Consider the following 19,227-nt stretch of genomic DNA (forward strand, 5'->3'; position numbering starts at 1 on the left):
CCCCCTGGGTGCCGGGACCGGCGTCAGCATGTGGACCCGATGCGATCAGGCGGGGCGGCCGCCGAAGGGGGCGCCCGTGCCGTAGTACGTCCCCAGCTCCGCCCGGTACCCGGCGTCGCCGAGGTGCTTGTCCCGGTGGAACTCGGGGGCGTTCTTGATCTGCTCCTTGGTCCGGTCGACGAAGATCTTCCGCTCCTCCGGGTCGATCCTGCCGACCGTGCTCGCCGGCAGCAGGACCTCCTTGCCGAAGATCCATACGCCGGTGTCCACGACCAGGTAGGCGTCACCGACCTCGTCGGAGTGCTTGTCGACCTTGCCGATGGTCCCGTCGGTCGCCTCGACCTTGTAGCCGGTCAACACCGTACCGGCCAGGTGGCCCGCGGTCGGCTGGTAACTCCACACATGTTCAGTCACGCGAAAACAACTCCTCGGTCAATGGGAGACGGCGGGGAATTGCCTCTCCGCCCATCCTTCTTGTTCCGTACGTTGCGCGGCGGGTCCTGCGTTCCGCTGGATTTCGCCTTCCCGCCTTTCACTGCTTCACGCACCCGGATCGCATGCGGACCGGGACGGCAGTCATGTGTCTGCACTGCGCTCTTGTGGAACGGCCGACTACCAGCGATACCAGCGGCTGCTGCCGCCCTTCGGGCGGGCGACGAATCCGACCAGCCACAGGACCAGGACGGCGATAGCCACCCACCAGAGAATCTTCACCGCGAAACCCGCGCCGAAGAGGATCAGGGCCAGCAGAAGAACGAGAAGCAGGGGAACCATAGTTATCAACCTCCGGAACACCGTGTGCCCGATTGAATGCAGGGCATGCATTCGATTCGTATTCGTTTCCAATTCCGGCAGCCGGGCAGGAGAGGCCGCCCGCACCCTTCGTCGACGGTCCGTGACGGTCCTTCAGTTCCCCGGCACGCAGGCGCCGGGGAACCGGTGCCAGGCTCGATGCTCGGGCGCGCATGAAACCGGGGTTCCGAAGCATGCGCGACGTATGGAATGCGTGGTGTACGACGAGCGGTCGGGCCGGTCGGAGACGGTGGAGTGCGGCCTTGACGACGAGGCGTGCCGACTGGTGCTGAAACGGTTGCGCGGGCTGGGCGACGGCGAATTCGGCTGGGTGCGTGTGGCCGATCCGGCCGAGGAGGAGCTCGTGCAATTGGCCGAGGAGCTGGGCCTGCACCCCCTGGCGGTCGAGGACGCGGTTCAGGCGCGCCAGCGACCCAAGCGGGAGCGCTTCGGCGACGTGCTGGCCGTCGCGCTGAAGACCCTCTGGTACGTGGAGGAGGAGGCGGCGGTCGAGACGGGCGAGTTGATGCTCTTCGTCGGCCCGCGCTACGTACTCACCGTCCGTCACGGAGAGGTGGATCCGGCGGCCGAGGCAGCCCGCAGACTGGAAGCCGACCCCTCCATGCTGCGCTCCGGTCCCCTGTCGGTTCTGCATGCGGTCCTGGACGTCGTCGTCGACGCCTACAGCGAGGCCGCCGAGACGGTGCGCGCCGCGCTCAACCGGCTGGAGGACCGCGTCTTTTCGTCCTCCCGCATCGACCACACCGAGGACATCTACTCCCTGAAACGAGAGGTCCGCGAGTTCCGGGACGCCGTCCAGCCGCTGGTCCCGGTCCTGTCCGGCCTGCTGAGCGGCCTGGCCGAGGAAGAGCGTCCGGCAAAGGTCCTGCCCTACTTCCGCGACGTGGCGGATCACCTGCACCGCACCGACACCGAGGTGCGGACGCTCGATGAGCTGCTGAATTCGGTTCTCGATGCTCAGCAGGCCCGGGTGGGCACCTGGCAGAACGACGACATGCGGCGGATCTCGGCCTGGGCGGCGATCTTCGCGGTCCCCACCATGGTTGCCGGTGTCTACGGAATGAACTTCGAGCACATGCCGGAGCTCGGCTGGAGCTACGGCTACCCACTCGCCGTCGGCCTGATGGCGGTGGCGTCAGGCTTCCTCTACCGCTCCTTCCGCCGCAACGGCTGGCTCTAGGGATCCGCACCCGGATCCGCACCCCGTATGGAGGAATGTGTTTGCGCGCGCCGAACCGGCATGAGTGGCGCTGGGCTGGAAAGCCGCTGGACATGACGCCCCTACCGAACCGCGGCCGTGGCAGCGGCCGTGAGCCTGCCGACACCGAGCGGAACGCCGTCGCGGGGCCGAGCGAACTGGTCGAGGAGCGGGCCCCGGATCAGCCCTCGGACCTGCCCGCACGCTCCTGGAGAGCAGTCCTGCGCGGCACGGTCAAGGAGTTCCGGGACGACGAGCTGGCCGATCGCGCCGCGGCCCTGACCTACTACGGGGTACTGGCGCTCTTCCCCGCCCTCCTGGTTCTCGTGTCCCTGCTGGGCCTGGCCGGGGAGTCGACGACCGAGCGGCTGTTGGACAACCTTCAGCAGCTGACTCCCGGCTCCGCCCGGGACGTGATCACGGACGCGGTCCAGCAGCTGCAGGGCCGCAGCGGCGTCGGGTCGCTGATGGCGGTCGTCGGACTCGTCGTCGCGTTGTGGTCCGCCTCCGGCTACGTGGCCGCGTTCATCCGCTCCGCGAACGCCGTCTACGACGTGCCCGAAGGCCGCCCGGTGTGGAAAGTGCTGCCGCTGCGCCTGGCGCTCACCGTCACACTGATGGTCCTCGCCTGTGCCGGCGCGCTGATCGTCGTCTTCACCGGCGGCCTGGCACGGCAGCTGGGCTCCGCCCTGGGGATAGGCGACAGCGCCCTGACGGTGTGGTCGATCGCGAAATGGCCGGTCCTGGTCCTCCTCGTCACGATCATGATCGCGCTCCTGTACTGGGCCGCACCCAACGCCGAGGGCCGCGGATTCACCTGGGTGACGCCGGGCAGTTTCCTGGCCCTGCTGATCTGGATGATCGCCTCGGCCGGCTTCGCGTTCTACGTCGCGAACTTCGCCTCCTACAACAAGACCTACGGCACGGTCGCCGGTGTGATCGTCTTCCTGGTCTGGCTGTGGATCACCAACCTCGCGATCCTCCTCGGGCTCGAGTTCGATGCGGAGCTGTCCCGCCAGCGGGCGATCGCAGGCGGACTGCCCGAGGACGAGGAACCCTATGTCCGGCCCCGCGAAACCCGCGCCTGGAGCGACCGGGAGCGGCGCCGCATGGAGCAGTGATCGCATACGGGCGCCGGTCGGTCGGCAAGGTGAACGGATCGCCGTCCTGGTCCGGCGGCCCCGCCTTCGCTTGTGCCGCTATGGGCGCAGCATCTGTTTGCGGCGCGGGTGCTCGGTCGCGTACTGGGTAGGCGCCCCACGACAACGGCGTGCGCATCGCAGAGGGGAGATCCGTATGAGCACGATAGAGCGGCAGACCCACAGCACCGATGAATCCGTTGAATCCGTAAGCGTCCTGGTCTCGCGCGCTTCCCGGCAGATTTCGGAGCTGGTCCGCGAGGAGATGCAGCTGGCCCGGGCAGAGATGGCTCAGAAGGGGAAACGCTTCGGGAAGGGCGGCGGCCTGTTCGGCGCGGCGGGCCTGATCGGAATCCTGGCAGCTCAGGCCCTGGTCGCAACCTGCATCGCAGCCCTCGCGTTGGTACTCCCGGTGTGGGCGTCGGCTCTGATCGTTACGGCGGCGCTGGCGGCGGTTGCCGCAGTGACTGCCACGGCCGGGAAGAAGCAGATCGCCCGTGCCGGTGCCCCCGTCCCGGAGAAGACCATCGACAGCGTCAAGGCCGACCTGGCCGAGATCAAGGAGAAAGCGCAGCGATGAGCGACGAATCCCGAACCCATATCGGCACACCCACTCCCGAGGAGCTGCGCGAGCTGGTCGAACGCTCGCGTGACGAACTGGGGCAGACCGTCGAGGCACTGGCGGGCAAGGTCGACATCAGGGCACAGGCGAAGGAGAAGGCGGCTGCTGTCAGGGAACAGGCGGCCGAGAAGACCGCCCTGGTGGCCGGCCGGATCCGCGGGAAGACCCGGCATGCCGCGCAGCTGGTGAAGGACACGACACCCGAGCCGGTTCTCGACAAGGCCGGCCAGGTCGCGAGGGCGGCACGCGCCCACCGCAAGCCGCTGCTGGTGGCCGGCGTTGCCCTGGCCGTCTTCCTGCTGGTGCGGCGTAGCAGGGGATGCCGATGAAAGCGTCCAAAATCGCGTACAGGCCGGTCGGGCTGGCCCTGGGTGCCGTCAGCGGCATGGTCGCGGGTGCCGCGTTCAAACAGGTCTGGAAGATCGTCGAAGGCGAAGGGGACGCTCCCAGCGCCACGGACGAAGACCGCTCCTGGCGGCAGATCCTTATCGCCGCCGCCATCCAGGGCGCGATCTTCTCCGTGGTCAAGGCCGCTGTCGACCGCTCGGGCGCCGTGGCCACCCGCCGTATGACGGGCACCTGGCCGGGCTGACCCGCCGCGATGCAGGACCGCTCCCGATCCGACCGGCACGGCCGAGTCCGAGAACGGCCGAGTCCGAGTACGGCCGGGGCCCGGCATGAGGACGCCCGCAAGGTGCCGAATCCGTTGGCTCGCCGGTGTCATCGGCGGAGGCGTCCCGGGGTACGACCCGGACCCGCTCGTGCGTCTCAGGTCCGAAGCCGGCTGTTGACGCCGTCGTGGCCGTCGGCGTTCTCGTCGTCGAACCAGTAGTCGCCGGCGGCCAGGTAGCGGAAGGAGTGCTCGCCCGTGCCCGGAAGGGTCACGGTGACCGCGCGGGTGCCGTCCGTGCGGGGAAGCAGGGGGTGGGCGCCGGGCTGCCAGTGGTTGAAGTCGCCCACCACGCTGACCGGGCCGGGCGGACTGTCGGCGGGGAGGACGAAGGTGACCTCGGTGTGGTCCTTGCGCGGCGTCCGTTCCAGCATGGTGGGGCTCCTTGGCAGTTGGGGAGTGGGCGTGACCGGACCATCCTCGGCACCGGACCGTCCCCCCTGCATTCCGACGCAGCCACGTGACCCCGCAGATCACCCACCCACCACACTCTGTAGTCGAAATAGTGCGAAATGTAACCACGTATGTCAGCGTGATGGGGGAGGAATCCTTACCTCCCCTCACCAGAAGGAGTTGCCGTCATGGGCGGTATGCAGGACAAGCGCCAGGAGCCGGGCAAGGGCCGCGAGGAGCAGCAGCACCCGCAGCGCCCCGGTCGCAACCCGGTGCACCCCGAACCCGGCCAGCCGTCCCGTCAGCCGGGCCGCGAGGAGAAGGGGCGCCGTCGCGAAGAGGACGTCCTGCGCGTAGAGGACCTGCGCGACGAGAAGATCTGACGCGAGCACCACCCCACGCACGCAGAGCCCGGCCGGAGCCCGTAGTCACCCCGGTCGGGCTCTGTCACGTCCCGGACGGCACCGGTCGTGGCCCCCCGTTACCCCTTTCGTGGCTCCGCAATGGGGCCTTCGGCCTTCGGGGGCGCCGCCCTGCACGACCCCGCCTCCGGCACTCACTACGACAAATGCCGAGCCCGGGGAAAGACCCACACCCAGGCCCACCTCCCTCGCCCGCCAACGCATCAGCGTCCTGTTCGCCATGCTCCGCGACGGCATCTTCCCCGAACCCCGCGTCCCTCAGGCAACGGCAGCATGAACCAGCCCACAGGCAAGTCGATGCAGATCAACATCTTGTGTCGTCTGCCCATGCCGAGATTTCTGCGGCCCCCCGACGGACGGCTTCTTCCGGATCCCGGGCGAGCTTCCCGCAGGCCGCTGCGACGTCCGGCGCACCGCCCAGTCCCACGAGCGCGTCATGCACGCCGGTCTGCAGCCAGTCGGCCTGGTTGTCGTCAGCCTCGGCAACCGCGAGAGCGACAAGCCTTATGGCGCCCACCGTCCCTACCCGGGCCAAGGCCTCCGCCGTCTGCCGGGTCACCGCAGTGTCCTCGACGTCCAGCAGCAGCCCCACCAGCGCTTCCGCAGCCTCAGGAACATCAGCGAAGGAAGCAAGGTCCCGCCCGGCACGAACACGCTGCGTCCACGAAGGAGACGACGCCTCAGCCAAGGTCTCCTCCAATCCTCTCGTCATCTCTGGCACGATCAGACAGTCTCATGCCCCACAGAGAAGATCGAACCCCGGGCAGAAGCTGCCCACACGCTTGACGAAGAACATGGGCACCCCCCCGTGCGGCAGCGTCCGTACCCGTACCCGTACCCGTACCCGTACCCGTGCCGGTGCGGGCCCGCCGTTCCGGCCGGGCGGCCTTCCACCGAGCGGACGTGTGCGCGTACCTCCACATCACGGCCTGACGGACCGGCCGGTCGGCGCATCGCAGGCCTTCGGATCGTGCGACCTTCCCGGGTGTTCCATCGATCACACCCGTGTGGCAAGGGCGAAGCGGGGCAGGCGAGCACAACCGTGAAGCCCATCCCGGAGGCCTGTTGATGTCCTGCGTGTCTGCTCCGATCACCGTCAGCCTCGACGTGGCGAGGGGCCGCGTGCCGCTCCTCGCCCGTTTCTCGTATGACGGCGCGGACCCGTACGTGGTTCAGGCCACGTTCCTCGACGGGCCGGCAGTCCTGGCCCGTTGGAGCTTCGACCGGCCGATGCTCGCCGAGGGACTCCACCGGGCGGTGGGTGAGGGAGACGTCACCTTCAGCCCCCACAGGGCAGCAGGCGTGGACGAGGTCCGCGTCGCCCTGCGGGGTCCCGGCGTCGAGGGGGAAGGGAACGCCGTCCTCTTCGTGGAGGCCCGCGCGCTCACAGGCTTCCTGGAGCAGACGTACGCCGTCACCGGCGCCGGGGAGGAGTTCCTCGACGTCGACACGTTCCTCGACGAGTTGCTGGCACGCTGACATGTAGTCCGTGAGGGCGCCCCGCCATCCCCCGCCATCCACTGCCGTGGTCACGACGGTGTGCCGCGCAGGCGCCCTGAGCAGGCCGGTCTTCGACGCGCTCCCGACGGGGGCCGGTGGGGAACGGCGCCGCTGATCGACGGGGCGACGGAACACCGGCATCGGCGGTGACCCCCCGGCCGCTGGTCAGCCGGGTCCGGGACCTCGTACACCGGGGTGCCCTCTCCTGGCGGAGACCGCCGCCGCGGACGAGGACCGGCGCGCCACGGCTCCACGGTGCCACGGTGTCACGGCTCCACGGCATCCCGTCGGGGCGGACCGGGGCCGAGCGGTGGGCCAGTGACGCAGACCATCACTTCGTCGCGCTTCGCCCCCGGCGCCGGGCCCGGCTCCGGTGCCAGGTCCGTACGCCCAGAACCACTGCCGAGGCCGCGAACAGCCCCGCGGTGATCAGCAGCCACCGGGCCAGGAAGCCGTCCGCCGGGAGAGCGGTCCCGGCGGTGTAGTGCCCGACCTGGCGGAAGACCAGCGGCCACCAGACCAGTAGCAGGACACCGGAGACGAACGCGGGCACACGGACGTGGTTCACGCTCACCCGGGGCGCGGGCCGACCGTCATCGGGGCCCTGGGGGAACAGGGCCTGCGCCGCCCGGTCGGTCACCGCGTACAGGGGCAGCAGTACCAGGTCGTGCAGGAGGGCCGCCCCGACGAACCACAGGGCCACGCCGCGCGCGTCCCCCTCGAACAGGCGCAGGCCGGCGTAGACCGCGAGGGCGAAGGAGGCCAGCACGAGGAGCAGGTGCAGCGGGGAGGCGCCGTAGCGGCGGCGGAAGGCGGTCGGAGCGCTCATGCCGGCTCTCCGAACGTCAGACGGGTGACCCACTTGGTGTTGTGGACCCCGGGAGCCCCGGGGACGATGATCCGCGCCGGATAGCCGTGGTCCGGGGAGAGGGCCGCTCCGTTGACCCGGACGGCCAGGAGCGAGCGGCCGTCACGGACCTGGTTGTCGCGCAGCACGGCCGAACGGAACGAGCCGCCGCGCTGCACCGACTCCACCAGGACCTCGGGCGCGTCCACGCCGTGCCCGACGACGGCCGCCAGATCGGTGAGCCGGACCCCGCTCCACAGCTGGTCGGGGGTCGACCAGCCTTCCACGCAGGCGATCGGCAGGGCCGCCTCGCGCTGCGGCATGGCCAGCAGCTGCTCGTACGTCAGGTCGACCTGATGTCCGGCGCCGCGTACGGTCAGCCGCCAGGCGGGACCGATGTCGCTGGGCCGGATGCCGACCGAGGCGGCGGTCTTGTTGATCTGGAAGCCGTTCGGGCCCGGTCCCGGGTCCCGGCCGTGCGGTGCCAGCAACGCCGTCTGCCGCCACCATCCGCCGAGGCTCTGACCCGCCGTGACCACCAGCAGGGCCACCGACCCGAGGCCGACCATCGCCGCGGCACCCCGGCGCGAGATGGTCGGCGCGGTGGGCCGCGGCGAGACCAGCCCGGCGGCCTCCTCGGTGCCTGCGGCAGGCTCCCCGCGCCGGTGCCTGACAGCGCGCAGGGCCCTGGGCAGCCGGAACGCCACGTGCACCACGAAGGCGCCGGTGAACACCCAGGCCCCGTAGAAGTGCAGCGTGTAGAAGGAGCCGGGGAAGACGTAGTGCAACTGGACGTTGAGGATGCCGGTGACGAACTCGAACCCGGCGCCGCCGACCAGCAGGAGCAGCGACAGACGGTCGAGGGCGTGGCTCACCGAGCGGATCGGGGGCCACTCGAACAGCTTCGGAATGACCGACCACAGCTTCGCCAGCAGCACGGGTACCAGCACGATCCCCAGCGTCACGTGGACGCCCTGGGTCAGCCGGTAGAGCCAGTACGGCGAGGTCGGCCAGGAGAACAGGTAGAAGCCGAGCCACCCCTTGCCCGGCGTCTGGTCGTTGACCGCCGCCAGATCGGGGTTGTACGCCGCGTACGACAGCAGGCCCGTCACGAACAGCACCGTGATCCCGAACAGCAGGACGAGCCCGAACACCGCCGTGAACCGGGGACCCCGCAGCGGACTGCGCCAGAACTCCGGACGCGACGGCCCCGGGGGAGGGCCCGCCCCCGCGGCCGACTCCACGGCCTTCCGCAGCCGTGCCCGTGGACCCGGCCCGGATTTCCTGCGGCCCGGCTCCTCCCGTCCGACGCCACTCTTCGCAGCACTCACGGGTGGCTTCTCGACGGGCTCAGGTCCGGGCGGGGGTGAGCAGCACGAAGTCCGCGTTCGACGGGTCGAGGCAGACGGCCAGCCGGCCGACGCCCTCGGCGTCCTCGGGCCCCATCTGTACGCTGCCGCCGTTCTCGGTGACCCTGGCGACCGCGGCGTCGCAGTCGGCGACGTGGAAGACCGGGTGCCAGTACGGCCGTCCGTTCGACAGGGCGAGGTTCTCCTCGGGAAGTTCCATCAGGCCGCCGTGCATGCGCTCCGCGGGCAGTCCGGCGGGGGTGATGAGGGAGTACGCGCCCCCGCCGCCCGGCAGCGGCATCTCACTGAACTGCCAGCCGAAGACGCCGCCGTAGAACTCCTTCGCGGCCGCGGCGTCGCTCGTGTACAACTCGGTCCACGACAGCGAGCCCGGCTCGTCCACCAGGTCGGCGCCCTTGTTCGTACCCGGCTGCCAGACGGCGAACTGGCCTCCCAGCGGGTCGCTGTACTGCGCCATCCGGCCCCACTCGTCGAGGTCCCTGGGGGCCACCCGCACGGCGCCGCCCGCGCGCTCGACGGCCTGCGTCGTGGCGTCTGCGTCGGCGACGCTGTAGTAGATCATCCAGGCGGGGCGGGCACCCTCCTCGGTGAGCTTGCCGAGCCCGGCGACGACCTTGCCGTCCTTCCGGAACATCCCGCCCTCCATGTCCTCTCCCTCGCCCATGGACTCGTAGTCCCACCCGAGAACGGCGCCGTAGAAGGCCGCGGCGGCGCGGACGTCCGGGGCGCCGAGGTCGAGCCAGCAGGGGGAGCCGGGGACGAAGTCGGTGGTGATCATCGCGATTACCTTTCGTGGGCCGTGTGTACCTCAGCGTGACACCGGACACTGACACTCGCCCCTCGGCCGGCCGACCGGCCGACCGCTCCCGATTCCGCGCGGGCGGCGCGCGCGGTCAGACGTGCCGTACCGACCCCGCCACCGGGGAGCCCGCGCAGAGCTCCAGGCCGGGGCCGGCGAAGGCGGAGCGGAAGCGGCGGTCGTGGGAGACCGCGACCACCGCGCCGCGGAAGGCGGCCAGGGCCTCCTCCAACTCCTCGACCAGCGCCGGGGACACGTGGTTGGTCGGCTCGTCCAGTACGAGCAGTCCGGCGGGCCGGGTCACGAGCCGGGCCAGCTCCAGCCGGCGGCGCTGGCCGACCGAGAGGGAGGCCACGGGCACGCGCAGGTCCTCCGCGCGGAACAGGCCGAGGCCGAGGAGCTCCTCGGCGTACTCCTCCGGATCGCCGGGGCGCCCGGCCGCGAAGCCGTGCAGCAGCGGGTGCCGGCCCGGTTCGAAGGCGACCTCCTGCGGGAGGTAGCCGACCGACGTCCCGCACCGCACCGTGCCCTGATCCGGGGTCAGGTCACCGGCGAGCACCCGCAGCAGCGTGGACTTGCCGGCCCCGTTGGGACCCGAGACCAGCAGCCGGGCCCCCGGGCCGATCGCCAACTCCGGTACGTCCAACCGCCCGCCGACCCGGACCGAGGCCAGTTCCGCCACGTACGGGGTGTCCTCCGGCAGGGCGCCGCCGTCCTCGTCGATCCGCGCGCTGAACCGGAGCGGATCGGGCGGCGCCGCGACCGGCTCACGCAGCAGCTGGTCCAGATGCCGCCGCGCCGCCCGGACCTGCCCGGACAGCTTGGCCTCGTGTGAGCGCCGGTGCTTGCCGAAGCCCTCCCGCGGGTCTTTGCCCGTGGTGGCCAGCCGGTGCCCGGCGGCGTCGACCAGGCTCCGCGTACGGGCGAGTTCGCCGAGGTACTCCTGGTGGCGCTGCTCGCGTCCCCGGCGGGCCGCGGCCCGGGCGGCCCGGTAGCCCGCCCAGCCGTCCCCGTACCGCGTGACGGTCCGCAGATCGCGGTCGACCTCCAGCACGGTCGTCGCCACGGCGTCCACGAACGCGCGGTCGTGGGTGATCACGACCAGCGTGCCCCGGTGTGCGCGGAGCCGGTCCGCCAGCCACGCCACGGCCGGTTCGTCGAGGTGGTTGGTCGGCTCGTCCAGCAGCAGCAGTTCGGGGGACGCGCCGAGCACGCAGGCGAGGGCGAGCCGGGACTGCTCGCCGCCGGACAGCGAGCCGAGGGTCCGCTCGCGGCCGATGTGGCCGATGCCGAGCACGTGCAGGGCCGCGTCGGTGCGGGCGTCGGCCGTGTAGCCGTCACGGGCCTCGTACGCGGTGAGCAGGTCACCGTACGCGTCGAGCTCGGCGGGCCCGGCGTGGGCGAGCGCGGCCTCGGCGGCCCGGATGTCGGCCTCCAGGGTCCGCAGCTCGTGCAGGGCGGAGTCGACGGCGTCCCGCACGGTGCGGTCCGGCCCGAGATCGAGGGTCTGCCCCAGGTGGCCGGTGCCGCCGGGGAAGCTGCGGGTGATCTGGCCGTGGTCGGGCGCCTCGACCCCGGCGATCAGTCGCATGAGGGTCGACTTGCCGGAACCGTTCTCGCCGATGACGGCCGCCTTCTCGCCGGGGCGCAGGGTGAAGGACACCTGGTCGAGCACGACGCGGTCGCCGTAGGCCTTGGAGACGTCGGTGAGGGCGAGCTGCGAGACCGGTGCGGTGGAGGCGGCCGATGTGGGAGCGGCGGGACTGGTGGAGCGCATGGGAATCCTCTGCGGACGTGGTACCTGCTTCCTGGCGAAGGGCAGCGCGAACCGGCTACGCGGTGGCCGTGTCCGGATCGCGCGGCGAGGTCAGGGGAACAGGTAGTGCACGCACATGGGAAAAGCCTACTGCGGTGCGAACCGTCTCGTCTTGTCGATTTCGGCAAGACCCGCCCGCGCGACGCCCGGGCAGCGGCCCGCGGCACAGGCGCGACCGGTTCAACCGCCGTTCCCCGCACCCGCCCCGGCCCGCGCGACACGTTCGGACGCGGGCCGGTTGCCCGGTCCGCAGGCCGCCGCTGTCATGGGGGCGGGGCCCGGCGTCACGCGCGGGCCCTCCTCGTACGAACGGAAGGGGCCGGCGATGCGAAGCACCGGCGTGTCGACACCGCTGCGAGGCGTCGCGGCCGTGGCGGCCGGCCTCCTCCTGGCGCTGGTGTCGGCGGCCGGTCCGGCGTCGGCAGGCGGTCCGAACGGCGGCGGCGACGGCGGTGGCGGCGGCGACGCCGTCGTCCTGCGGTGGCGTCCGTGCTCGCAGGCGGCACAGGCGGGCTTCGAGTGCGCGGTCGCGAAGGTGCCACTGAACCACGCCGATCCCTCGGGCCGCACCGTCGACCTGGCGGTGATCCGCCACCGGGCGGCCGCCCCGGCACAGCGCGCCGGCTCGTTGTTCTTCAATCCGGGCGGGCCCGGCGGCCCCGGCACCCTCGGACTGCCCGAGCTGTACCGCAAGTTCCCGCAGGAGCTGAAGGACCGCTTCGACATCGTCAGCTGGGACCCGCGCGGCGTCGGCGAGAGCACGGCGGTGCGCTGCTTCGGCACAGCCGCGGAGGCCACCGCGTGGCACGAAGACGTCCCGCAGTTCCCGGTGGGCGAGGAGCAGCGGCGTGCGTACGTCGCCGCGTACGCCGACCTGGCGAAGCGCTGCGAGCGCCGTGATCCGCAGCTGCTGCGGCACATCTCGACCGCCGACACCGCGCGCGATCTGGACCTGCTGCGCCGGGCGGCGGGTGAGGACCGGCTGCGCTACTGGGGCATCTCGTACGGCACACTGCTCGGCGCGACGTACGCGAACCTGTTCCCCGACCGGGTCGGACGGCTCGTGGTCGACGGGAACGTCGACCCGCAGGCCTGGGTGAACCGCGGCGTCGGCGGCGAGCCCGGTCTGAACACCTTCCTGCGCCTCGGCTCGCCCCTCGGCTCCGCCGACACCCTCGGCCGGTTCCTCGACCACTGCGGCCGCGCGCCGGTGTCCCGCTGTGCCTTCTCCGCCGGGAGCCCGGCGGCGACCCGGGCCAAGTACGGCAGGCTGCTGGAGCGCCTCGCCGAGCGGCCGGTGGGGAGCTGGACGTACGCGCGCGCGGTGAGCGAGGTCCGCGGCGGGCTCTACACCGTGCACCCGGGCTGGACCGGAACGGCCTCGACGCTGCAGTCGCTGTGGCAGGGACGGGCGCCGGCGGAGCCCGCGGCGCCGGCCGGGCCCGCCCGCTATCCGGGGTTCGAGCAGCCGCTCGCGGTGCTGTGCGCCGAAAGCCCCAACCCCGGTTCGCCCGGCCGCTACCCCGCGCTGGAGGAGCGGGCCGTGCAGCAGGCCGGCGCGCTCGCCCGGTGGTGGGTGTGGGCCAACGAGCCCTGCTCCGCGTGGGCGGCCCGGGCGGCCGACCCGTACACGGGCCCGTGGGACCGTACCACCGCGCACCCGGTGCTGGTGGTCAACCCCGTGTACGACCCCTCCACGCCCTACCGGGCGGGGCAGTCGATGGCCGCGGAGCTCGCCGGAGCCCGGCTGCTGACGCTCGACGGCTACGGGCACACCGCGTTGGACAATCCGAGCGCCTGCGTGAAGCGGCACGTGGTCCGGTACGTCGTGACCGGCGCGCTGCCGCCGGCGGGGGCGCGGTGCGCGCAGGACACCCCGCCGTTCGGTTCCCCGCCTCAGAGGTCTTCGGCAGCCGCGCCGGTCCGTCCGGGCACCGCGCGCGGACGGGACGCCGCACCCGTCGCGTTCTGGCTGGAGCGGCCGCTGGGACTCTTTCCGGCCCGTCCCGGATGGACCGGGCCCGTGGTGCCGGGCGGATCATAGCCGGGCAGGGGCTGCTTTCCGCCGAATCCGTCATTCCGAGTGCAGGGCGCTGCACGCTCAGTAGCTTCTACCTGACAGAGGTCCGGTGCCCCGGTGGAACCGAGGGCCGGGCGTGAACAGAGAGCAGTGAGGGAGCGGACGGCGATGGCGAATGTGGAAGTCTCGTTGAAGGAGACGATGACCTCGATCGAGGGCGCGCTGGGTGCTGCGCTGGTGGACTACGCCAGCGGCATGGCCCTGGGCACCCTCGGCGGTGGTAAGGACCTCGATCTGACGGTCGCCGCGGCGGGCAACACCGATGTGATCCGGGCGAAGGTCCGCACCATGGAACTGCTGGGCATGAAGGACGAGATCGAGGACCTGCTGATCACGCTGGGGTCCCAGTACCACCTGATCCGGCTGCTCAGGAGCCGCGGGGGCAACGGACTGTTCCTGTACGTGGTGCTGGACAAGAACAACTCCAACCTGGCCATGGCGCGTCACCAGCTCAAGCGCATCGAGTCCGCCCTGGAGTTGTAGCACCGCATCGTCAGGGCCCACGCATGCCCACAAGTTGAAGTCTTCTTCAACTGGGCACATCCGAAACCGGTCAAGTTCGGGCATGCGTGGCCCCGGCGGACGCGACGATGGATACCGAAGACCGGCCGACTCGATGCCCCGCAGCCGCGGCCGCGGTCCCAGCAACGCAGCAGGAGTGTTCGTGGGAGTGCAAGTACCGCTGTACCAGGCCAAAGCCGAGTTCTTCCGGATGCTCGGTCATCCGGTTCGCATCCGGGTCCTGGAGCTCTTGCAGCACGGACCCATGCCCGTAAGGGACTTGCTGGCGGAGATCGACATCGAGCCGTCCAACCTCTCCCAGCAGCTGGCGGTGCTGCGCCGTTCGGGCATCGTCGTCTCCACCCGTGAGGGGGCCACGGTCAGCTACGCCCTCGCCGGCGGTGACGTCGCGGACCTCCTGCGCGCGGCCCGGCGCATCCTGACCGAACTGCTGGCCGGGCAGAGCCAGCTCCTGGCCGAACTCCGGCAGGTGGAACCGACCCCGGCCTCCAGCGGGGTGGACAGCGGTACGGCCGCGCACTCGGGCCGCTGAACCGCCGCGCACGGCGGCGGGCGGGCGGCAGGAAGGAGAGCCGGGCCGCAGGGGCCGTGCGAGGACGGGCCGCCCGGCGGAGGGGCCCGTACGCCGTACGCCGCCGCGGCCGCCGGGTTCCCCGGAGCGCGCGAAGCCTTCCGGCGGTGCGATGCTGGAAGGTAAGCGCAGGACCGGCAGCCGAGCTGTCCGGTCCGCCCCGTCAGCAAGGGAGGAACGACGTGCCCGGTCTTCTTCGAGGAGTAGCGCGCACCGCAGTGGTGGCCGGTACGGCGACGGCGGTTTCCAACCGGGTCTCGCGGCGCCAGGCCGGCCGGTGGGCCCAGCAGGAAGCTCCAGCCCCTGAGCAGCAGTACGCCGCGCCCGCAGCCGCGCCCGCTGCTGCGGTACCGATGGCCGATGACATGACCAGCAAGATCGATCAGCTCAAGGAACTCGGAGCGCTGAAAGAGCAGGGAATCCTGACCGAGGCGGAGTTCGCGGCGCAGAAGAGCAAGATCCTCGGCGCTTGACCCTCCGGCCCACCGGCCGGTCGGCCGGTGGGCTGGACCGCGAAGCCCGCAGACGGAGGCCGGGACAGCGTCCCGGCCTCCGTCTGCGGGTCCGTCTGCTCGGCCTCCCGGTCATTCGTCCGCGTCGATGGAGGCCAGCAGGGCCTGCACGGGAATGCGGCCGCTCGCCACCATCTGAGCGCCACTGCGCCGCAGGGCTGCGGCGAAGGGCGCCGCCCAGCGGTTCTCGTACACCAGGATGGCGGCCGCGTTGCCCGGCTGCAGGGCGTTGCCCGCCTCTTCGAGGTCGTCCTGGCCCAGCAGCTCGGACGACGCGCCTTCGAAGACGGACAGGCTGAGCGTGCCCTCTCCGTCGTCCGCTTCCGAGATCTCCATGGCGGTCACGGTTCCGTCGGCGTCCTTCCGTACGAAGCGGAGGTCGAGGATACGGATGACGCCCCTGTCCACGAGGTCGACCAGCAGGGGGAGTGCCTCACCCGTCATCTTGTTGCCGGGGAACTCGACGACCAGGTAGTCGACGGGGCCCATCTCTTCGATGTTGTCGCTCATGAGCGCTCCAAAGCGGTGATTGCGGTCTGGTCGAGTGCGGTGTCGAGTGCGAGTGCCGCGGTGATGAGGGCGAGGTGGGTGAAGGCCTGCGGGAAGTTGCCGAGCTGCTCGCCGGTGAGGCCGACCTCCTCGGCGAAGAGCCCGACGTGGTTGGCGTAGGTGAGCATCTTGTCGAAGGCGTAGCGCGCCTGATGGACGCGGCCGGCCCGGGCGAGGGCGTAGACGTACAGGAAGCTGCACAGGGAGAAGGTGCCCTCGGACCCCTGCAGGCCGTCGGGGGAGGCGGCGGGGTCGTAGCGGTAGACGAGGCTGTCGGAGACGAGCTCCCGGTCCATGGCGTCGAGGGTGGACAGCCACCGCGGGTCCCTGGGCGCGATGAAGCCGACGAGCGGCATCAGCAGCAGGGAGGCGTCCAGGACGGCGCTGCCGTAATGCTGGACGAAGGCCCGGCGTTCCTCGCTCCAGCCGCGGGTCATGATCTGCTCCATGACCGCGTCGCGCGCCGCCGTCCAGCGGGGCACGTCGCCCGGGCGGGCGTGGGCCCCGGCCTGGCGGATGCCGCGGTCGAAGGCGACCCAGCACATGAGCCGGCTGTAGGTGAAGTCCTTCTGGCCGCCGCGGGTCTCCCAGATCCCCTCGTCCGGGCGGTCCCACGTGTCGCAGAGCCAGTCCAGCATGGCGGCGCAGCGCCGCCAGTCGTCGTAGCCGAGGACACTGCTGACCTGGCCGGTCTGGGCCAGGGCGAAGACGGCCTCGCCGTAGATGTCCATCTGCAGCTGGCCGGCCGCGCCGTTGCCCGTACGCACCGGGGCGGATGCCTGCCAGCCCTCCAGGTGGCCGAGGACCTCTTCGGGCAGGTCCGGGTCGCCGTCGATGCGGTACATGATCTGCAGGGGTTCGCCGTTGGGCGCGCCGCCGGCCCCCAGGCGGCCTCCGAGCCAGCCGCGGAAGGCGCTCGCCTCTTCGGTGAAGCCGAGCTCGATCATGGCGCGCACCGCGAGGGAGGCGTCACGGACCCAGGTGTAGCGGTAGTCCCAGTTGCGCTCGCCGCCCACCTGCTCGGGCAGCCCCATGGTCGCGGCGGCGATCGGCGCGCCCGTGGGCGCGTACGTCATGAGCTTGAGGGTGATCGCGGAGCGGTTGACCGTCTCCTGCCAGCGGCCGCGGTAGGTGCACTTTCCGATCCAGTCGTGCCAGAAGCCGCACACGGAGCTGAACTCCTCCGCCATACCGGCCAGGCTCAGCGGCGGTGGGGCGGGGCCGCCGGTGTCGTGGACCGTCAGGACGACGGCAGCGCGTTCACCGTGGACCAGGGTCACGGCCGCCCGTACGTCCGTCCCGTCGGACTCCAGGGCCACGGGGCCGATGGCTTGCAGGTGGGCGGTGATGCCGGGTCCGTCGAACCGGGCGGTGGTGCCGTCGGACGTCAGGCCGTGCGGCGCCCTGCCGTAGTCGAAGCGCGGCCGGCACTCCAGCGTGAAGCGCACCGTCCCGCGCACCACACGCAGGACGCGCACCACCTGGTGCCGGTCGGTGGCGGCCTTCGGTTCGTGGACGGGCATGAAGTCGACGACCTCGCCGACGCCTTCGGGGGTGAGGAAACGGGTGATGAGGACGGCGGTGTCGGCGAGGTAGAGCTGGCGGTTGACGACGCCGTCGTGCGCGTCCGCGGTGACCGCGAAGTATCCGCCGCGGCCGTGGTCGAGCAGGCCGGCGAAGATGCTGGGCGAGTCGAACCGGGGTGAGCACAACCAGTCGAGCACGCCGTCGGACGATACGAGCGCACAGGTCTGCAGGTCTCCGACCAGGCCGTGCTCGGCGATCGGCGGATACACGCGCATCGGTCCTCCGGGGTGGGCGCTGTCGCCGCCCGGCCGGGCGGCGACAGGGATCGCGGCGGCGACCGCCGCGGCGGGACCGGCTCTCAGGCCGAGAGGACCTTCGCCTTGGCGGTCTCGTACTCGGCCGCGGTGATGTCGCCGCGGTTCTTGAGCTCGGCCAGCTTGGACAGCTCCTCGGCATGGCTGGGGGGCGCGGCGCTCTCGCGCACGTAGGACCGGAAGGCCTGCTCGTTCTGCTGGGCCCGCATCAGCTCGCGTTCGCCCATGCCGCGTCCCCGGGCGATCAGATAGATGAGGATGCCGAGGAAGGGCACCAGGATGACGAGGACGGTCCATCCCGCCTTGCCCCAGCCGCCCAGCCCGTCGTCGCGGAAGATGTCACCGATGACGCGGAAGAGCAGCATGAACCAGAGGACCCACAAGAAGAAGATCATCATGGTCCAGAAGGCGTTCAGCAGGGGGTAGTCGTAGCTCTCTGCCAGGTTGAGCACGGGGTCCCGCATGGCTTGGTCTCCTGTCGTTTGTGACGGGCTGGGCGCCGCTGTCCCATCGGTGCCTGCGACGGCCGCGCCCGGGGATCGTTCACCGCGTCACGCGGGTATCGGGGCGAAGGAGTGCAGCGCGTCCGCCCCGGGCCGTACGAGGCCGTAGCTGCTCTCCGGTACCTCGTTCCAGACGCCCGGCAGGTCGCCGAGGGGTTCGGACACGATGAGCCGGGTCTCGTCGGAGACTTCCTGCAGGAAGCCGATGTCGGGGTGGAGCCTGCGCAGCGAGTCCACACTGCTGCTGTAGAACAGCGACCGGGAAGCGCCCTGGGTGGAGTAGCGGAAGGCCCACACGCTTTCGCCGTCGGTCACCGCGACCGTCATCTGGAGCGGGAACTCCACGCCGTGTTCGCGCCCCACGCGCTCCACCACCCCGGCCATCCGGGCCACGGCGGTCGGCGGGTCCTGGTCCAGGCCGAAGGTGAGGGCGAGGTGGAACATCACCTCGGAGTCCGTCGTTCCCTCGATGTCGGTGAACTGGGCGGGGTCGACGAGCAGGCAGAGATCCCGGCGCATGAGGTGGAAACCGGCGATGGAGCCGTTGTGCATGAACATCCAGCGGCCGTGCCGGAAGGGGTGGCAGTTCGACTGCTGCACCGCCGTACCGGTCGACGCCCGGATGTGGGCGAAGAGCAGCGGGGAGCGGACATGATCCGCGATTTCCCGCAGGTTTCGGTTGTTCCACGCCGGTCCGACGTCTTTGAGGAGCGCCGGAGTGATGTCCTCTTGCGTGTACCACCCGATGCCGAACCCGTCGCCGTTCGTCGTCTCCACGCCCAGCTTCGAGTGCAGGCTCTGGTCGATCAGCGAGTGGGTGGGTTTGTACAGGATGGTGTCGAGCAGCATGGGTGTTCCCGAGTAGGCGAGCCATCGGCACATACGCGATCACCTGTGTTCCTACGGCACCGAGGGAATGCCACGTGCCTTCCCGTCCGTGCTGCGGGCGGCGCCGTTTGCTACCGGGCGCCTTTCATCCGGCCATCTCATTCTCGTCGGGCACACCGGGTATCGCCATCCGGGCGGCCGACGGCCGCCGGCCGGCGCCGGGCGCCCGGGT

Annotated in this window: 23 protein-coding genes and 1 pseudogene; 12 read left to right on the forward strand and 12 right to left on the reverse strand. The window is 71.1% G+C overall.

Going from position 1 to position 19,227, the window contains the following annotated elements:
• Nucleotides 1-45 precede the first annotated feature (45 nt).
• On the reverse strand, nt 46-414 hold the full coding sequence (locus tag ACFCZ1_RS30645) for a PRC-barrel domain-containing protein (RefSeq protein WP_376681520.1): 369 nt from the start codon (nt 412-414) through the stop codon (nt 46-48).
• A gap of 198 nt (nt 415-612) precedes the next feature.
• A complete protein-coding gene (locus ACFCZ1_RS30650) occupies nt 613-774 on the reverse strand; it encodes a hydrophobic protein (protein WP_376681521.1) in 162 nt (53 codons plus the stop codon).
• A gap of 223 nt (nt 775-997) precedes the next feature.
• Between ACFCZ1_RS30650 and corA the strand changes: the two genes are divergently transcribed.
• The 5 genes from corA to ACFCZ1_RS30675 all read left to right on the forward strand — a co-directional run bounded on the left by corA (nt 998) and on the right by ACFCZ1_RS30675 (nt 4,364).
• Nucleotides 998-1,993, forward strand: coding sequence for a magnesium/cobalt transporter CorA (gene corA / locus ACFCZ1_RS30655; RefSeq protein WP_376681522.1), 996 nt, complete (start codon nt 998-1,000; stop codon nt 1,991-1,993).
• A gap of 92 nt (nt 1,994-2,085) precedes the next feature.
• On the forward strand, nt 2,086-3,132 hold the full coding sequence (locus ACFCZ1_RS30660; RefSeq protein ID WP_376681523.1) for a YihY/virulence factor BrkB family protein: 1,047 nt from the start codon (nt 2,086-2,088) through the stop codon (nt 3,130-3,132).
• Between the two features lie 175 nt (nt 3,133-3,307).
• Nucleotides 3,308-3,730, forward strand: a complete 423-nt coding sequence (locus ACFCZ1_RS30665; RefSeq protein ID WP_376681524.1) for a phage holin family protein — start codon at nt 3,308-3,310, stop codon at nt 3,728-3,730.
• Nucleotides 3,727-4,101, forward strand: coding sequence for a DUF3618 domain-containing protein (locus tag ACFCZ1_RS30670; protein ID WP_376681525.1), 375 nt, complete (start codon nt 3,727-3,729; stop codon nt 4,099-4,101). Before ACFCZ1_RS30665 ends, ACFCZ1_RS30670 begins: the two co-directional genes overlap by 4 nt.
• Nucleotides 4,098-4,364, forward strand: a complete 267-nt coding sequence (locus ACFCZ1_RS30675) for a DUF4235 domain-containing protein (RefSeq protein WP_376681526.1) — start codon at nt 4,098-4,100, stop codon at nt 4,362-4,364. The genes ACFCZ1_RS30670 and ACFCZ1_RS30675 overlap by 4 nt, the downstream gene beginning before the upstream one ends.
• Nucleotides 4,365-4,540: 176 nt before the next feature.
• Here ACFCZ1_RS30675 and ACFCZ1_RS30680 read toward each other — a convergent pair whose 3' ends face one another.
• Nucleotides 4,541-4,816 carry an isoamylase early set domain-containing protein gene (locus tag ACFCZ1_RS30680; RefSeq protein WP_376681527.1) on the reverse strand — a complete coding sequence of 92 codons (276 nt, stop codon included), beginning with the start codon at nt 4,814-4,816 and terminating at the stop codon, nt 4,541-4,543.
• A 207-nt stretch (nt 4,817-5,023) separates the two neighbouring features.
• On the opposite strand from ACFCZ1_RS30680, the gene ACFCZ1_RS30685 reads away from it, so the two are divergent.
• Together ACFCZ1_RS30685 and ACFCZ1_RS30690 are read left to right on the forward strand one after the other, a co-directional pair.
• Complete coding sequence (locus ACFCZ1_RS30685) at nt 5,024-5,218, forward strand: hypothetical protein (RefSeq protein WP_376681528.1); 195 nt, start codon at nt 5,024-5,026, stop codon at nt 5,216-5,218.
• A 156-nt stretch (nt 5,219-5,374) separates the two neighbouring features.
• A pseudogene (locus tag ACFCZ1_RS30690) lies at nt 5,375-5,534 on the forward strand (IS110 family transposase); the annotation flags it as partial.
• A 27-nt stretch (nt 5,535-5,561) separates the two neighbouring features.
• Here the strand turns inward: ACFCZ1_RS30690 and ACFCZ1_RS30695 are convergent.
• Nucleotides 5,562-5,969: a hypothetical protein gene (locus ACFCZ1_RS30695; protein ID WP_376681573.1), complete on the reverse strand. Its 408-nt coding sequence runs from the start codon at nt 5,967-5,969 to the stop codon at nt 5,562-5,564.
• A 365-nt stretch (nt 5,970-6,334) separates the two neighbouring features.
• Between ACFCZ1_RS30695 and ACFCZ1_RS30700 the strand changes: the two genes are divergently transcribed.
• The gene (locus ACFCZ1_RS30700) at nt 6,335-6,736 is read left to right on the forward strand and encodes an SsgA family sporulation/cell division regulator (RefSeq protein ID WP_376681529.1); all 402 of its coding nucleotides are present in this window, start codon (nt 6,335-6,337) and stop codon (nt 6,734-6,736) included.
• Nucleotides 6,737-7,088: 352 nt separating this feature from the next.
• Here the strand turns inward: ACFCZ1_RS30700 and ACFCZ1_RS30705 are convergent, their stop codons facing one another.
• The 4 genes from ACFCZ1_RS30705 to abc-f form a co-directional block, all read right to left on the reverse strand.
• Nucleotides 7,089-7,586, reverse strand: a complete 498-nt coding sequence (locus tag ACFCZ1_RS30705; protein WP_376681530.1) for a hypothetical protein — start codon at nt 7,584-7,586, stop codon at nt 7,089-7,091.
• Nucleotides 7,583-8,860 (reverse strand): molybdopterin-dependent oxidoreductase, encoded by a 1,278-nt coding sequence (locus tag ACFCZ1_RS30710; RefSeq protein ID WP_376681574.1) that lies wholly within the window; start codon nt 8,858-8,860, stop codon nt 7,583-7,585. The genes ACFCZ1_RS30705 and ACFCZ1_RS30710 overlap by 4 nt, the downstream gene beginning before the upstream one ends.
• 94 nt (nt 8,861-8,954) lie before the next feature.
• Nucleotides 8,955-9,752: a VOC family protein gene (locus tag ACFCZ1_RS30715; RefSeq protein ID WP_376681531.1), complete on the reverse strand. Its 798-nt coding sequence runs from the start codon at nt 9,750-9,752 to the stop codon at nt 8,955-8,957.
• Nucleotides 9,753-9,867: 115 nt separating this feature from the next.
• Complete coding sequence (gene abc-f / locus ACFCZ1_RS30720) at nt 9,868-11,550, reverse strand: ribosomal protection-like ABC-F family protein (protein WP_376681532.1); 1,683 nt, start codon at nt 11,548-11,550, stop codon at nt 9,868-9,870.
• Between the two features lie 364 nt (nt 11,551-11,914).
• Between abc-f and ACFCZ1_RS30725 the strand changes: the two genes are divergently transcribed.
• The 4 genes from ACFCZ1_RS30725 to ACFCZ1_RS30740 all read left to right on the forward strand — a co-directional run bounded on the left by ACFCZ1_RS30725 (nt 11,915) and on the right by ACFCZ1_RS30740 (nt 15,235).
• Complete coding sequence (locus ACFCZ1_RS30725) at nt 11,915-13,633, forward strand: alpha/beta fold hydrolase (RefSeq protein ID WP_376681533.1); 1,719 nt, start codon at nt 11,915-11,917, stop codon at nt 13,631-13,633.
• A 144-nt stretch (nt 13,634-13,777) separates the two neighbouring features.
• Nucleotides 13,778-14,152 (forward strand): hypothetical protein, encoded by a 375-nt coding sequence (locus ACFCZ1_RS30730; protein WP_376681534.1) that lies wholly within the window; start codon nt 13,778-13,780, stop codon nt 14,150-14,152.
• Between the two features lie 187 nt (nt 14,153-14,339).
• The gene (locus ACFCZ1_RS30735; protein WP_376681575.1) at nt 14,340-14,723 is read left to right on the forward strand and encodes an ArsR/SmtB family transcription factor; all 384 of its coding nucleotides are present in this window, start codon (nt 14,340-14,342) and stop codon (nt 14,721-14,723) included.
• Between the two features lie 221 nt (nt 14,724-14,944).
• Nucleotides 14,945-15,235 (forward strand): SHOCT domain-containing protein, encoded by a 291-nt coding sequence (locus ACFCZ1_RS30740; protein ID WP_376681535.1) that lies wholly within the window; start codon nt 14,945-14,947, stop codon nt 15,233-15,235.
• Between the two features lie 111 nt (nt 15,236-15,346).
• Here ACFCZ1_RS30740 and ACFCZ1_RS30745 read toward each other — a convergent pair whose 3' ends face one another.
• The 4 genes from ACFCZ1_RS30745 to ACFCZ1_RS30760 all read right to left on the reverse strand — a co-directional run bounded on the left by ACFCZ1_RS30745 (nt 15,347) and on the right by ACFCZ1_RS30760 (nt 19,049).
• A complete protein-coding gene (locus ACFCZ1_RS30745; RefSeq protein WP_376681536.1) occupies nt 15,347-15,784 on the reverse strand; it encodes a DUF6325 family protein in 438 nt (145 codons plus the stop codon).
• A complete protein-coding gene (locus ACFCZ1_RS30750) occupies nt 15,781-17,625 on the reverse strand; it encodes a glycoside hydrolase family 15 protein (protein ID WP_376681537.1) in 1,845 nt (614 codons plus the stop codon). The genes ACFCZ1_RS30745 and ACFCZ1_RS30750 overlap by 4 nt, the downstream gene beginning before the upstream one ends.
• 83 nt (nt 17,626-17,708) lie before the next feature.
• Nucleotides 17,709-18,128, reverse strand: coding sequence for an SHOCT domain-containing protein (locus ACFCZ1_RS30755; protein ID WP_376681538.1), 420 nt, complete (start codon nt 18,126-18,128; stop codon nt 17,709-17,711).
• Nucleotides 18,129-18,215: 87 nt separating this feature from the next.
• Nucleotides 18,216-19,049, reverse strand: coding sequence for a class II glutamine amidotransferase (locus ACFCZ1_RS30760; protein ID WP_376681539.1), 834 nt, complete (start codon nt 19,047-19,049; stop codon nt 18,216-18,218).
• Nucleotides 19,050-19,227: the final 178 nt, after the last annotated feature.

It is taken from the genome of Streptomyces sp. NPDC056224 (assembly GCF_042267665.1).
GTDB lineage: Bacteria > Actinomycetota > Actinomycetes > Streptomycetales > Streptomycetaceae > Streptomyces.

Bases quoted from the DNA above. Each gene is read 5' to 3' on its own strand.
- ACFCZ1_RS30650 (WP_376681521.1), bottom strand. From the start codon at position 774: ATGGTTCCCCTGCTTCTCGTTCTTCTGCTGGCCCTGATCCTCTTCGGC.
- corA (WP_376681522.1), top strand. From the start codon at position 998: ATGGAATGCGTGGTGTACGACGAGCGGTCGGGCCGGTCGGAGACGGTG.
- ACFCZ1_RS30660 (WP_376681523.1), top strand. From the start codon at position 2,086: ATGACGCCCCTACCGAACCGCGGCCGTGGCAGCGGCCGTGAGCCTGCC.
- ACFCZ1_RS30665 (WP_376681524.1), top strand. From the start codon at position 3,308: ATGAGCACGATAGAGCGGCAGACCCACAGCACCGATGAATCCGTTGAA.
- ACFCZ1_RS30670 (WP_376681525.1), top strand. From the start codon at position 3,727: ATGAGCGACGAATCCCGAACCCATATCGGCACACCCACTCCCGAGGAG.
- ACFCZ1_RS30675 (WP_376681526.1), top strand. From the start codon at position 4,098: ATGAAAGCGTCCAAAATCGCGTACAGGCCGGTCGGGCTGGCCCTGGGT.
- ACFCZ1_RS30680 (WP_376681527.1), bottom strand. From the start codon at position 4,816: ATGCTGGAACGGACGCCGCGCAAGGACCACACCGAGGTCACCTTCGTC.
- ACFCZ1_RS30685 (WP_376681528.1), top strand. From the start codon at position 5,024: ATGGGCGGTATGCAGGACAAGCGCCAGGAGCCGGGCAAGGGCCGCGAG.
- ACFCZ1_RS30695 (WP_376681573.1), bottom strand. From the start codon at position 5,969: ATGACGAGAGGATTGGAGGAGACCTTGGCTGAGGCGTCGTCTCCTTCG.
- ACFCZ1_RS30705 (WP_376681530.1), bottom strand. From the start codon at position 7,586: ATGAGCGCTCCGACCGCCTTCCGCCGCCGCTACGGCGCCTCCCCGCTG.
- ACFCZ1_RS30715 (WP_376681531.1), bottom strand. From the start codon at position 9,752: ATGATCACCACCGACTTCGTCCCCGGCTCCCCCTGCTGGCTCGACCTC.
- abc-f (WP_376681532.1), bottom strand. From the start codon at position 11,550: ATGCGCTCCACCAGTCCCGCCGCTCCCACATCGGCCGCCTCCACCGCA.
- ACFCZ1_RS30725 (WP_376681533.1), top strand. From the start codon at position 11,915: ATGCGAAGCACCGGCGTGTCGACACCGCTGCGAGGCGTCGCGGCCGTG.
- ACFCZ1_RS30730 (WP_376681534.1), top strand. From the start codon at position 13,778: ATGGCGAATGTGGAAGTCTCGTTGAAGGAGACGATGACCTCGATCGAG.
- ACFCZ1_RS30745 (WP_376681536.1), bottom strand. From the start codon at position 15,784: ATGAGCGACAACATCGAAGAGATGGGCCCCGTCGACTACCTGGTCGTC.
- ACFCZ1_RS30750 (WP_376681537.1), bottom strand. From the start codon at position 17,625: ATGCGCGTGTATCCGCCGATCGCCGAGCACGGCCTGGTCGGAGACCTG.
- ACFCZ1_RS30755 (WP_376681538.1), bottom strand. From the start codon at position 18,128: ATGCGGGACCCCGTGCTCAACCTGGCAGAGAGCTACGACTACCCCCTG.
- ACFCZ1_RS30760 (WP_376681539.1), bottom strand. From the start codon at position 19,049: ATGTGCCGATGGCTCGCCTACTCGGGAACACCCATGCTGCTCGACACC.